Source organism: Niallia sp. M35, from assembly GCF_050971705.1.
GTDB classification, from domain to species: Bacteria; Bacillota; Bacilli; order Bacillales; family Cytobacillaceae; genus Niallia; species Niallia circulans_A.
Genome location: NZ_JBPCEP010000007.1, coordinates 24,919 through 37,351, shown reverse-complemented (window position 1 = coordinate 37,351; position 12,433 = coordinate 24,919). Strand labels below are relative to the sequence as shown.

The following is a 12,433-nucleotide window of genomic DNA, read 5'->3' as shown; positions in this document are numbered from 1 at the left end:
CATTCTCACAAGAAACCAGAGGTAAATAGTGGTGGTCTATTAGACTACTGCTATTTTTGTATCGGAATTATTTAGCGATGAAAAAAGGCAGACCTTTCTCACTAGAGTCGGTCTGCCTTTGATATCATTCTTTTTATCTGAACTAATTAATTGTTAGATTTTGTTTCTTTATTTCCGTATTCAAATGCTTACTGTATTTTTCCACAAGGCTAAGCATATTGTCAAATTGTTCCTCCGTTATTTGTTCAAAAATAACTTTATCTCGTTCATAAAACTCATTATGCAGCTCTTCATGTATTTTAAATATCTTTTCCCCTTGTTCTGTGAGCTTAAAGTAGATTTCCTTTTTATTCTCCGGTTTCTGATAACTTTCGATAAGACCTTTTTTAATAAGTTTTTTCGTTAATTTACTGATAGCACCTCTAGTCATATAAAGGGACTCCGCAAGATTTGTCACATTGGGATTTGTAGATTTTTCAATGGATTCAATACAATGCACTTCAGAAGGTGAGTGTCCCTCAAGACTTTTCATCATTTTACTTTTATTAAGCCAAACCATTTTATTAAATAAGTCCCTGACATTCATTATGAGTTCTTCTTCCTTGGTCACGGTTTGCCCTCCCACTTGTTGGTACATCAATGATATTATACTGTTATTTTGTTTCTCTTTCAACAATACCATCAAGGGACAAGGGAGACAGGCCCCTTGTCCCTACTTCCCTACCTAAATTGTCTCAAAATGGAAAAACAATATGATATAATAATGGTACAACTACATAGGTGCGGGTGGTATGCACTCTTTTCCTATCTAAGAAGGAAAGGAGGTGACATACAAATGGATTTCGTTTTGGACTTACTCAAAGATGTAGCAAAAATCTTTTTTACTACTCTTGCTGCGGGCTATGCAAATCGCTTTGCAAGCAAAAAGAAGAACAAACGAAAACCCACCCCGCGCCGTCGGAAGCATAAGGGTGGGTCTTCTAAATAACAATTTAGCATACCACTCGAAAGTAGTTGTCCAAGGAGTTCTAGCTCCTTGGTTTTTTTAGTTTGATTCTTATATATTATAATATACCCTTACTACCAAAATTTCAATCCTGAAGGGACAAAGGGGCCTGTCCCCTTGTCCCTACTTAATCCGATCTGTTCCCTTCAATTCCTCAACAGTTGCTGCACCAATTCCGAACATTGTCATCTGTAATTCTAGTTCTCGTGTCTCAAACAGTTCGATTAGATCTTCTGGTGATTCAGTAGCTTCTTTTAAAATGGAACGAGCAAAACCAACCATGTCTGATCCTAGTGCGATTGCTTTAGCGGCATCCATTCCATTTTTGATTCCCCCGCTGGCGATAATTGGTTGATTAATTGCTTCCTTAACGGAAACAATACATTCAGCCGTTGGGATTCCCCAGCTGCTGAAGGCTTCGGCTGCTATTTTCTTGATTTTCTCTTTGGAGCGTAGTTTTTCTACTTGGCTCCATGATGTACCGCCTGCACCTGCGACATCAATAAAGGAGATGCCAACATCAGTCAGTTTTTTCGCAGTGGTGCCATCGATTCCAAAGCCTACTTCTTTTGCGCCAACAGGAATCTCTAGCTGTGTACAAACTTGCTCGATTTTTCCAAGCAGATCTTTAAAATTGCGATCGCCTTCATGCTGCACAATTTCTTGGATACTATTCAAATGGAGCACAAGCATATCCGCATCTGTCATCTCGATAATTTGTTTGCACTGGTCGATTCCAAAGCCATAATTAAACTGAACGGCTCCTAAATTAGCGATGATTGGAATCGATGGTGCATATTTTCGAATTTGAAAGGATTCCCGATATTTTTCATTTTCAATGAGTGCTCTTGTGGATCCTAATGCAAAGGCCCACCCACGTTCTTCTGCCGCAATTGCGAGGTTTCGGTTAATCGTCTCCGCCATCGCAGCCCCGCCAGTCATTGAACTGACTAAAAAAGGAGTCTTCAGCTTTTTACCTAGAAACTCTGTGTTTAATGTAATGTCATCAAAGTTAATTTCCGGCAAGGCATTATGTAAAAAACGATACGTTTCAAGGCCAGTCGTAATATTATCTCCTGTGACTTTTTCATTTAAAACCAACTCAATATGCTGGGCTTTTCTTTTGTCAATTGAATCAGTCATTCTCTAAACTCCAGTCTCATTATATTTGGCTGCAGGGAGGATATCTAAAGGTACGACACCAGCCTCCTGCCATTCTTTATGTAATCGTTCCAGCTTGTTCATGCTTGTAAAAGCAATTCCACAATCGCCGCCGCCAGCACCAGATGATTTTCCAGCTCCAAAACGATCAGCAATCTGAATTAGCTTTTCTAATTCCGTCGTTTCAATTGCCCCGCCAGTTTCTCGACTTAGCTCTAATAAAGCAGAACGGTTAGCGGATAAACTCGCCATCACCATCGTTATATCGTTTTGTTTAAAGCCTTCCACCATCGCGGAAACAGCATCGCGACTTTTCTGAAGGAATCCTTGATAGATATGGGAATCTTGCTGCTTTAATGGTTCAATCTTTTTTATTAAAGAAGCCGTTTTTGCAGCACTGCCTGTCCAGCCGACAGCAAGCACTAATTCTTCAGGCGCTTCTAGCTGTTCTATCTGGAGATAGGGCCAATTCTCTTCCACCAATTCAGAAATAGAACCTTTCTCTGCAAGCTTTCCTTTTAACCACCTTGCTTTAAATGCTGCATAGTGGAGCCAGCCGCCATATGTCGATGCTGCTACATCTGCACAGGAGCCACTGCCTTGTGTCTGATAATGAGCGATTGCAGCGAGCTTATAAATATGTTTTTTCGTAACAGTTAGTTGATCTTGATACAACATTAAAATGGAGGATACGACCGCAACAACTACTGCTGCACTAGATCCTAGGCCATATTTCCGACCAGTGGAAACATCATCTAATTCGCTAGTAATACTAAGTGAAAAAGGCTTCGTATGAACAGACTTTTCTCGTAAATACTGATGAACTACAGCTAATGTGTTTTCGATAAATTCCAATCTTGCATCAGTATCTTCCAAAACGACTTGTCCATGCTCGAATCGGCAAGCAACATTGGGAAGTCCTATTTGCGGCAAGGACAGCATCTGTTTTTCACTAAATGTCACTTTCGCTGTAATAAACCGGTCAACTGCTACAACGATTGCTGGATAGCCTGGTTCTAGCACTGCATATTCCCCAGCAATAAACAGTTTACCCGGAACTTTTATTTCATGCATCTGGACTCACTCCTTTTAAAAGTCCTCATTTATGCCACGCTTAACTGGAAGTAAGCTCCAAGAACAGGTGTGGATAAATTGTCCGTAAAGACTCGATAAATGCCACTTTCCTCCGTGAGGGATAAGTTTTCTTTAACGATCCCTCTTCCTATTTATTTTACCATTATCCCACCCATTCAGATAAATATTGAATTCCAGGGCCTGGATGACATACAACTACATCACGAACAGAAGCTACTGCTGCCAGCTTTTCTTTGATTATATGTTCTTGCTCTGGTTTGCAGAGGACTTTTACATTCGGTCCGGCATCAATGGTGAAATAAGCCTCTAGCCCTTGTTGACGCAATTCCATCACCTGTTGCATAACATCAAGCGTTGCACTTTGCCAATATAAAAACGGCGGCTTTGCCCCTAACGTTGTAGCATGCATTTTCATCGCATTTGCCTCGGCAATTTCACCTAGCTTTGTAAAATCACGTGCATTTATCGCTTCTTTCATCTGCTGTAAATCCTCATCTACTGTCGCTAACCAGCCCGCATAGAAAGGAGAAGTTTCCACTGTCCGCTGCATGCCGTCTCGGCTCGATACCGATTTAGGACCAGCTTCCACTACAACAGAAAGGACGCTCAGATCCCATGCTTTTTCGTCTAAAATTTGCGTTGCAAACGAATCCGTTCCGTCTGTCTTCTCGCCTTTTTGCCATTCTACAAATCCTCCAAAAATAGAGCGGGAAGCAGAGCCAGATCCTTGACGGGCTAAAGCGGAAAGTTCTGTCCCTGTTAAACCTAGCTGTAATGCTTTACTTGCTGCCGCAGCTAATGCTGCATATCCCGAAGCAGAGGAAGCAAAACCAGCAGCTGTCGGCACATGGTTCACCGATGTCACCTTTGCAAAAGCTTTTGTGCCAGCAATGTTCCGGACATGATCAAGAAAGGCTGTTATTTTCCCAATTTCTCGATCAGAGACTTGGCTTCCATCTAATATCAAGCTGTCCTTCTCAAACCGGTCAGAAAACTGCACCTTGGTTTCTGTGTAAAAATGATCTAATGTTATCGACAAACTACTATTTGTCGGTAAAAACAATTGGGTATTCCGTTTTCCCCAATATTTGATTAACGCAATATTCGTATGAGCTCGAGCGATCGCTTCCATTAATCACACTCCTCCATTGTTACTAGCATTCAGCTATTGTGTATTGCCATGTTTGGGCAGCACCAGCTTCCAGCAAAGCATCGGCAACTTTTTTTCCAAGCTGCTCATTTTCCACTAATGCTAAAATACAGCCACCGCGGCCACCGCCTGTTAATTTTGCACCAACTGCTCCAGCAGATCGAGCAGTGTCTACTAAATCATCTAATCCAGAATCACTGACACCTAACAAACCTAAATGCTGGTGTGCTTGATTTAATTTGTCGCCAACCAGTTGAAAATCACCTGCAGCAAGTGCTACTCGCGTCTCTTGTGTTAATATGCCAAGTAGTGTGATAGATTCCTCTATTTGCTCAGGCTTAATTTCATACTTATCTCGGATTGATTTAACCGCTGCAAAAGTATCGCCAACCCTGCCACTATCTGCTATAACCAGATGAAATGGCGCGCCAATTTGCACATGTTCAACCTCTTGCTGCTTTTGAAACCAAATCGGAGTGGCGCTAGCAGCTGTCATCATATCGATCCCACTTGGTGTTCCATGCGCAAATTTTTCCGCCCGCTCCACCAAGATCATTAATTGACTGTTGCTTAGCTTTTGATTGAAAAAGGCAAAAAGACCGCGAACAAGCGCGATCGCAATTGCCGCACTTGAACCTAGTCCTCGTCCAATCGGAATCGTGGAGGAAATCTTAATTTCTAAACCGGAAGACTGCTGCTCCAAAACCTTTAATGTCTGGATAATACAATCACCAATTCCCTCCATCTTTTCAGGAATTTGCTCTATTGGTCCTTGATAAAAAGGACTTTCGATTTGTATCGAACTTCCTCCGATATTCTTAACGGTTACTTTTACTTCTATTTGTTTAAACGGAAAAGCAATGGCCGGCTGTCCATAAACAACCGAGTGCTCCCCAATTAAAATTAACTTACTATGTGCTCGGCCTACCGCAATTTTTTGTGGAGTTTCAAGCATCGATATCCCCACTTTCATATAAATATATATCTGTTAGGATTTTTAAAACCAACTAATGATCCACGGTGCTGAATAAAGGATCATAAACTGAACGCCATAATTGACGCCCCAGCGGTGCAGCATACCAGCAAATAAACCGATAACAAGTACACCGATGATATTTATCCAACCAGCGTCCATAAAAGCTAATAATAACACAAGTCCAAAAAATAGTCCTAGAATTGCTTCATGGGGAACCCAGCGAAACACAAAGGCACAAATTTGATTAGCATACTTTACAGCGACAAAATAAGTAATTACAAGAGCTATCGTTGCCCCGATTAATGTTGCCCACACAAAATCTGCATTTGATAAGAGATGATGCAAATTATGCTCTGGCGTGAACACTGGCGGTGCGTTAAAGAGAGCATTTGCTGGGCCAATTGCCATTGGAGACAACGGGATACCGAGAGCAATCAAAGGAATTAATGTTCCAGAAATATACGTAGCATTTGTCAATCCTTCCATTGAAGCGATTGCTACTGACGCTTTTTTCACAGGATCCTTGATGCGACTTGAAAATACTTCTCCAAGGAAAATAGTCATACCGACAGGACTCATAATAAAGGTAATAGAGCCAATAAAGCTGGCAAGCATACTTGTTCCCGTTTCCTGTTTGGTCAATATTTTAAAAGGATTTGGAAAACCTTTAGAGGTATTCGTTTCCGCAAAACGAATCGTTTTCTTTGGATATCTTGGCATACTAGCTCGTTTTTCTTTATGTAATAGTTCAAACAATGTCAAAATGACCGGGCCAATGGTAATTCCTAAGAAAAAGGATATGAAGACATTCGTTCCTTCAGGCACAACCCCAATTCCCCAATAAAGATGGCGTAACCCTTCTATTAAGAGAGCAAACGGCAGGATCACTAGAAGTGATAACAGCTTATTTTTCGTCATTAATGCCAGTAAAACGGCACCAATGAAAAAGAGAGGGTTTGCATATTCTTTAATGACATCAGAGAATGGAATTAAGACTTGCGCCATCAATAAGCTCACAGGAACCGATACAAGCGTCCCGATTACAGATCCAGATGCCATTTTGCGGATACTGATATCTGGCATGCCATGTTTTTTTAACACGAGGGCATGCTCTACCATCGGGGTCGCCATCACTCCCCCTGGAATTCCAGCAAGTGCGACTGGAATAGAATCGGTGACTTTATTTGCTACAATTGCAGACATAAAAAAGGTTAAAACCACAATAGGCTCTACCCCTGCAAGTACAATCGCCAGCGTTACCGGTGCTAAAACAGCCGTTTCGTCTGTCCCCGGTGCTACACCAATTATGGTATACAATACAGCTGCTAAAACGGCAGCAGCAATCATCTCAATAATTAATACGATATCCATTATTTTTCTCCCGTTCTTTCAAAGTTTCTTTTTGGCTTAATGATAAAACTACAAATAATAAAACCGATAATGGCACCACCAAGTCCAAAAAACAAAGGCTTTGGTGCCTCATTTGGTGCAATAAAATAGGCACCCATAGTCGTTATACTACAAATTATTAGTGCGATCACTAAATCTTTTATATTGATGAGATCCTCCCAGACCTCAATATTATCGTTTTCCTCTTGATTATGTTTATTTTCCATACAATCAAACTCCTTGTATTTAATGAGCGTTAATGAGCATACTGTTAGGTTCCGCTTCCCCACGAAGATTATACACTAAATTCCAACCGTTGAAAATGATTCTCAATTGAATTCCGGAAATTAAATATGTATTCATGGTTGTTATACCACAAATAGTAAATGAGATAACCATTATTTGTTCAGATACTCCAATTGTTCGATATTTAAATGAAACTACATTTTCAAAAGCAAAAAAACGATGAATCACATTAATATTTAATGTAGGTTCATCGCTCTTAAGATTATTTACTTTTTTGATAATTAATCGCAAGCAACCATTATTCCTTCCCTCAAGGTAGTTACCCTAACTGGCGTTTAAATGCTTTATTAGCGAAGAAATAAGCGATAGCCATGATACCGACACACCAGCCAAGAGCTATCCAGATATCATTTCTAACGGTGCCTTCATACAAAAGAGCACGAATGGCATTTACAATGGAGGTCACAGGCTGATTCTCTGCGAACACACGGATAAGCTTAGGCATGGTTTCGGTAGGAACAAAGGCTGAACTGATAAACGGCAGAAAAATCAGCGGGTATGAATAAGCTGTAGCTCCTTCCATAGTTCCTGCTCTTAAGCCAGGAATGACGGCTAGCCATGTTAGTGCAAGTGTAAATAGTCCTAGTATCCCAGCTATCGCAAACCAATCTATAATAGCCGCATTGGAACGAAAGCCCATCAAAAGCGCAGCAAGGATAACGACCACCACAGTAAGCATATTGGAAATAATTGAAGTCAACACATGCGCCCATAATATCGACGAACGTTTAATAGGCATTGTAACAAAGCGTGCCATCAGCCCGCTTTTCACATCCGTAAACAGCCGCAGCGAAGTGTAAGCAACACCGGATGCGATTGCCATCAGCAGAATGCCTGGCAGTAAATAATTGACGTAGTTATCCGTACCAGTTTCTATCGCACCACCAAATACATAGACAAACAGCAGCATCATCATAATCGGCGTAATCGCCACTGTAATTATCGTGTCTGGGCTGCGCATAATATTGCGCATTAAACGTCCTAGTAGAACCCATGTTTTACTTTTCATTTACATTCTCTCCTTTTTGCCAATTATTGCGAGGAAAATTTCCTCCAATGTCGGCTGCTTCTCGATATACTCCACTTTTCTTGGTGGAAACATCTCTTGAAGTTCAGTCAGAGTACCAGTAGTGATAATTTTTCCGCCGTGTAAGATGGCAATACGGTCTGCCAGCTGTTCCGCTTCCTCCAAATACTGAGTCGTTAGCAAGATGGTTGTGCCACCGCCCGCAAGCTCCTTGACTGTATCCCAAACTTCCATCCGCGCCTCAGGATCAAGTCCTGTCGTTGGTTCATCAAGAAAAATGACAGACGGCTTTCCGATTAAACTCATGGCAATGTCAAGTCTACGCTTCATCCCTCCCGAAAATTGATCTGCTCTCTGGTTGGCTGTGTCAATCAGGCTGAATCTAGCAAGCAAATGGTCAGCAGCCTGGACTGGATTAGAAACTCCCCGCAGCTTTGCAACCATGATTAGATTTTCACGACCAGTAAGCATGCCATCTAATGCTGCAAACTGCCCTGTCAGACTGATGCTTTGACGGACATTATCTGGTTGACGATGGATGTCAAAACCATCTATACTTCCTTTTCCATCATCAGGTTTCATCAACGTGGAGAGAATGTTAACTATCGTCGTTTTGCCCGCTCCATTTGAACCTAGCAATGCAAAAATTTCGCCACGCCTCACCTCAAAATCTATCCCCTTTAATACTTCTTTGGCTTTAAAGGATTTCTTTAATCCCTTTACAGAAATTGCTGTTTCACTCATGCTTTTCCCTCCTTATAGAAGTGCTTACCTAAAACTATATTGGCAGCATTCAGCTATTTAGCCTGACTGATATTCTGTAACACTTACTACCGATATAAAAAAATAACTGAATAGTTAACAATTCACCTTGGCAACAACCATCCAGTCCATAATAGCCTTTTTGTTTACTTTTGCTAAAATCGTTTCATGTTGATTTATTCATGATACTGCGGATGAAGCCAATCCAACCAAAATTTAGGATTTACATCATTAGCTTAAACCTCAATAGACAATTGCGGTTATCCGCGACCAATAGTATCATTTAATTTTTTCCGATACTTATCATTCCAAGTTTCCTCATCCTTCACTAGCTCGTCACAAAAAGCTGCTACATCCGCACCTGTAAGGTCAGTAACTTTCTTTCCTTCAGCTGCTCCTGCCTCGAAGAGATCAAGAATACCGTTAAAAATGCGGCTGCTGCCCTCCCAATCAGTGGGACCACCACCAGCATTCCATATATATTTTTGAATTGCTTTATAAGCGCTGCTATATTCACCTGGAAGTGCTTTTGCACGTGCCTCCATCGCCTTCCATTCCCGTTTTTCTTCCAGACTGCCAACTATCTTTTCAAAAATACTCATTTTACAACATCTCCTTTGATTTAAGTTCATTAATTTTGCTTGATACAAACTCCCATTTTTCCCAAAACATTTTAAGCTGCTCTTGGCCAGCTGCATTCAGCTTGTAAAATTTTCTTGGCGGCCCCATATTGGATGGCTTCTTCTCGATATCAACTAAATTGTTTTTCTCCAGCCGCATGGTAATCGTATAAACAGTCCCTTCCACTACATCCGTGAAACCAAGCTCTCGCAGTTGCTGCGTGATTTCATACCCGTAAGTTTCCCCCCGGCTTATAATCTCAAGCACACACCCCTCAAGCACTCCTTTCAACATCTCTGTAATATTTTCCACATTTCCACCTCACTTACAGTTATTTTATATTTCAATACTATGCATCATCAGTACATTGTGTTACAGATATCAAGTATTACTTATTACTGGTATATAGTAATACATATTAGATTTGTTTGTCAAGACGCAAAGAGATTTCTTTATGATGGTATGTCATATGAAAAGAAAAGGCTAAGATTATTTTGAAAATCTCAGCTCTGAAGGATAAAAATTCAATATAATAGTTTCTTTAATTCTTTATCATCTGTAATCAAGTTTCTATACTCTTTCCCATTTATACTTAAACAGCTTGCTTCAATAAAGAAGTTGTCCTTATTATTGACTTGGAAATAGAAATTTGTTGTAGATGAAAGTGTTTCCATTTCTTTTAATGCACTATTTAGGCTTTCAATCATAATTTTTTCCAAATCCTTGAGGAAAATAGCTTAATTCTGTTAATAATAAATGAGACTCATCAAAGTTAGTTATTCAGTCTATACGTATCATGATTCTGGTTCTTGATAAACATAATAAGACATGACTTGTTTAAACGTCATATTAATTTTAATTAACCAATACAAAGTATGATCTTATTCGTCAATTTAGTAACTCTATTAACTCATCTGCATCTTTACTTTTGATGATTTTTTGCACAATCGACTTATTTTCGATAATAGAAATTAACTTTTTAAACATGCCATCCAATTCACTATGTGTTCCCTCTTTAATATTCAATAGGCAAACAAATTGAACCATTTGCTGCTCATTCCATTGGATTGGATTTTTCAATGTGCACACTGTCCAAAAGGTCTCTTGCGTTACGGGAACCAAGGGATGGGGAACAGACACGAGATTCCCATAGCTAGTCGGGGCTATTGCCTCTCTTTCTAAAACAAGATTCATATAGTCTGCTGGTACAAGATTTAATTGATATAACTCCTTACTTAGAAATTCTATAATGCTTTCTTTATCTGGCAAGTCTAATTGAAGATAAATTCTAGATGCATCTAAGTAATTCCCTACCTTATAAGAAGCAGCTTTTAGATGGTCATGAATAGATCGTATATCCTTGTCCTCTAAGAAAGTATTCACCACTTGGACTGGTATACCAAAATCTTCCCTTATCGGAATGGTGCTAATAATTAACTCAATATCCGTCAGGTCATATGAGGATAAATTATAATAATTAATGGTATCTATTATTTCCAGTTCTTGTTCAAATCTATTTTGCAAGCGATAATACAGTAACTTAGCACTCCCCACACCTGATGCACAAACAATGATTGCTTTTTTTCTTTTCTTCTTCTCTAATTCTAATCGTTCGAGCGCAACACCTATATGAAGAGAGATATAAGCAATTTCATCTTCTACCACTTCCATCCCTAAGTATTCCTCTATACATTTGCTAGCTATAATAGCTCCTTCAAAGGCAGCAGGATATTTTTTCTTAATATCGTTTAGTAAAGGATTACGTATACTCATTTTATTACGCAATCGATTCATGGCAGGACGGATATGCAAGGTTAAAGCTTGGATAAACTCTCGATCTTGGCGAAAGTCCCAATTCAATTCAGTGCGAAGTCTTTCTATCATCTCATTTATGATTGTCCCCGCCTCATCAAATTTACTGAATTCGACTAGCTCTCTTTTATGCAAGAGCTTTGTTCCGAGTAAATGAACAATAATATAATTTATTTCTGTGTTAGGAAACGTTAGACCCGTAAACTCTTCTACTTTACTAGTAATCTCGTCTGCTACTATCTTTTCAAATGGATACTCTTCCACTAGAACATCTGTTAACTCTTCTATTACAAAGCCTTCCTGAATTCTCCTGCATGCAATCGCTATATGTGTGGCTAGGTTTTCCAAAGAAATATCAGATATATCAATTTTATATTTAACTACCTTTTGTATGATAACCTCTTTAATCTTTTTTAAAAGATTTTGATCAATAAGCTGCAGAGAGTCTTCTTTAACAAATGTCTCTTGATTGCGACTTAATAAGAAATTGGATAAACATAACCGTTTCATATATTCATCACCCTGCACTTTCGAGCCATAGTGTGGTCTGTTTATTAATTTCAAGTTATATTTATCTAGAATCTCTTTCACTATTTTTAAATCATTATTCAAGGTAGACATCGATATAAACAGCTCATCTGTAAAGTTTTCTAGTTTAATAAAATCCTTTTCTAGAAATAAACGCTTTAAAATATAGAGGACTCTCGTATTTTTATCGGCAAAATCATCCACTGGCTTTTTTTTATCGTTAAAATGTTCATGAATAGTATTGGAAAATAAGGCAGGATTAACGATATTCAGTATATAGCCTTTTCCTCTAATGGAATCGATTATGGTCCCACATGACTCTGTCGTGTCCTGCATCAATTTTATTTCTTTACGAATAGTCCGATCACTGACACCCAATTCTTTAGCCATCCAGTCTGAAGTAACAGACTCCTTTGATTCTGATAAAAGAACTAGGATATCTTTCTGCCGGCTTGATAGTAAAGCCAATTTTAATCAGCTCCCTTCATCGTCCATTCATTGGACCATTTTTACTCAACTTACTAAATTATACATTTAAGTCCAGCACATAGGAAAAAATGGAGTTTAAAGCAAACTCCATTTAGACTATGAAAGCAAATC

General features: G+C 39.3%; 15 protein-coding genes. 1 reads left to right on the top strand and 14 read right to left on the bottom strand.

Features of this window, described 5'->3' with window-relative positions; genetic code table 11:
* Nucleotides 1-142 precede the first annotated feature (142 nt).
* Nucleotides 143-610: a MarR family transcriptional regulator gene (locus NiCM35_RS10665; RefSeq protein WP_095333535.1), complete on the bottom strand. Its 468-nt coding sequence runs from the start codon at nt 608-610 to the stop codon at nt 143-145.
* A gap of 225 nt (nt 611-835) precedes the next feature.
* On the opposite strand from NiCM35_RS10665, the gene NiCM35_RS10660 reads away from it, so the two are divergent.
* Nucleotides 836-988, top strand: coding sequence for a hypothetical protein (locus NiCM35_RS10660; protein ID WP_164463770.1), 153 nt, complete (start codon nt 836-838; stop codon nt 986-988).
* 141 nt (nt 989-1,129) lie between these two features.
* Here the strand turns inward: NiCM35_RS10660 and fni are convergent, their stop codons facing one another.
* From fni to NiCM35_RS10595, 13 genes are all read right to left on the bottom strand, one after another.
* Nucleotides 1,130-2,149, bottom strand: a complete 1,020-nt coding sequence (gene fni / locus NiCM35_RS10655; protein WP_341160581.1) for a type 2 isopentenyl-diphosphate Delta-isomerase — start codon at nt 2,147-2,149, stop codon at nt 1,130-1,132.
* Between the two features lie 3 nt (nt 2,150-2,152).
* A complete protein-coding gene (locus NiCM35_RS10650) occupies nt 2,153-3,241 on the bottom strand; it encodes a phosphomevalonate kinase (RefSeq protein WP_341182087.1) in 1,089 nt (362 codons plus the stop codon).
* Between the two features lie 163 nt (nt 3,242-3,404).
* Entirely contained in the window at nt 3,405-4,394 is a 990-nt protein-coding gene (gene mvaD, locus NiCM35_RS10645) for a diphosphomevalonate decarboxylase (protein WP_095333525.1), read from the bottom strand.
* 22 nt (nt 4,395-4,416) lie between these two features.
* Nucleotides 4,417-5,367 (bottom strand): mevalonate kinase, encoded by a 951-nt coding sequence (mvk, locus tag NiCM35_RS10640; protein ID WP_095333523.1) that lies wholly within the window; start codon nt 5,365-5,367, stop codon nt 4,417-4,419.
* Between the two features lie 42 nt (nt 5,368-5,409).
* The gene (locus NiCM35_RS10635) at nt 5,410-6,759 is read right to left on the bottom strand and encodes a tripartite tricarboxylate transporter permease (protein ID WP_095333521.1); all 1,350 of its coding nucleotides are present in this window, start codon (nt 6,757-6,759) and stop codon (nt 5,410-5,412) included.
* On the bottom strand, nt 6,759-7,004 hold the full coding sequence (locus NiCM35_RS10630; RefSeq protein ID WP_095333519.1) for a hypothetical protein: 246 nt from the start codon (nt 7,002-7,004) through the stop codon (nt 6,759-6,761). The genes NiCM35_RS10635 and NiCM35_RS10630 overlap by 1 nt, the downstream gene beginning before the upstream one ends.
* A 19-nt stretch (nt 7,005-7,023) precedes the next feature.
* Nucleotides 7,024-7,314 (bottom strand): hypothetical protein, encoded by a 291-nt coding sequence (locus NiCM35_RS10625; protein ID WP_433779447.1) that lies wholly within the window; start codon nt 7,312-7,314, stop codon nt 7,024-7,026.
* A gap of 28 nt (nt 7,315-7,342) precedes the next feature.
* Entirely contained in the window at nt 7,343-8,092 is a 750-nt protein-coding gene (locus NiCM35_RS10620) for an ABC transporter permease (RefSeq protein ID WP_123259921.1), read from the bottom strand.
* The gene (locus tag NiCM35_RS10615) at nt 8,093-8,854 is read right to left on the bottom strand and encodes an ABC transporter ATP-binding protein (protein ID WP_123259922.1); all 762 of its coding nucleotides are present in this window, start codon (nt 8,852-8,854) and stop codon (nt 8,093-8,095) included.
* 278 nt (nt 8,855-9,132) lie between these two features.
* The gene (locus tag NiCM35_RS10610) at nt 9,133-9,474 is read right to left on the bottom strand and encodes a DUF1048 domain-containing protein (protein WP_095333510.1); all 342 of its coding nucleotides are present in this window, start codon (nt 9,472-9,474) and stop codon (nt 9,133-9,135) included.
* 1 nt (nt 9,475) lies between these two features.
* Nucleotides 9,476-9,805 (bottom strand): PadR family transcriptional regulator, encoded by a 330-nt coding sequence (locus NiCM35_RS10605; RefSeq protein ID WP_095333508.1) that lies wholly within the window; start codon nt 9,803-9,805, stop codon nt 9,476-9,478.
* A gap of 212 nt (nt 9,806-10,017) precedes the next feature.
* Nucleotides 10,018-10,212, bottom strand: a complete 195-nt coding sequence (locus NiCM35_RS10600; RefSeq protein ID WP_418789598.1) for a YxiG family protein — start codon at nt 10,210-10,212, stop codon at nt 10,018-10,020.
* 169 nt (nt 10,213-10,381) lie between these two features.
* Complete coding sequence (locus tag NiCM35_RS10595; protein WP_433779443.1) at nt 10,382-12,301, bottom strand: BglG family transcription antiterminator; 1,920 nt, start codon at nt 12,299-12,301, stop codon at nt 10,382-10,384.
* Nucleotides 12,302-12,433 lie beyond the last annotated feature (132 nt).

Excerpts from the sequence above, each read along its gene's own strand:
- NiCM35_RS10660 (WP_164463770.1), top strand. The coding sequence starts at position 836 with ATGGATTTCGTTTTGGACTTACTCAAAGATGTAGCAAAAATCTTTTTT.
- fni (WP_341160581.1), bottom strand. The coding sequence starts at position 2,149 with ATGACTGATTCAATTGACAAAAGAAAAGCCCAGCATATTGAGTTGGTT.
- NiCM35_RS10650 (WP_341182087.1), bottom strand. The coding sequence starts at position 3,241 with ATGCATGAAATAAAAGTTCCGGGTAAACTGTTTATTGCTGGGGAATAT.
- mvaD (WP_095333525.1), bottom strand. The coding sequence starts at position 4,394 with ATGGAAGCGATCGCTCGAGCTCATACGAATATTGCGTTAATCAAATAT.
- mvk (WP_095333523.1), bottom strand. The coding sequence starts at position 5,367 with ATGCTTGAAACTCCACAAAAAATTGCGGTAGGCCGAGCACATAGTAAG.
- NiCM35_RS10635 (WP_095333521.1), bottom strand. The coding sequence starts at position 6,759 with ATGGATATCGTATTAATTATTGAGATGATTGCTGCTGCCGTTTTAGCA.
- NiCM35_RS10630 (WP_095333519.1), bottom strand. The coding sequence starts at position 7,004 with ATGGAAAATAAACATAATCAAGAGGAAAACGATAATATTGAGGTCTGG.
- NiCM35_RS10620 (WP_123259921.1), bottom strand. The coding sequence starts at position 8,092 with ATGAAAAGTAAAACATGGGTTCTACTAGGACGTTTAATGCGCAATATT.
- NiCM35_RS10615 (WP_123259922.1), bottom strand. The coding sequence starts at position 8,854 with ATGAGTGAAACAGCAATTTCTGTAAAGGGATTAAAGAAATCCTTTAAA.
- NiCM35_RS10610 (WP_095333510.1), bottom strand. The coding sequence starts at position 9,474 with ATGAGTATTTTTGAAAAGATAGTTGGCAGTCTGGAAGAAAAACGGGAA.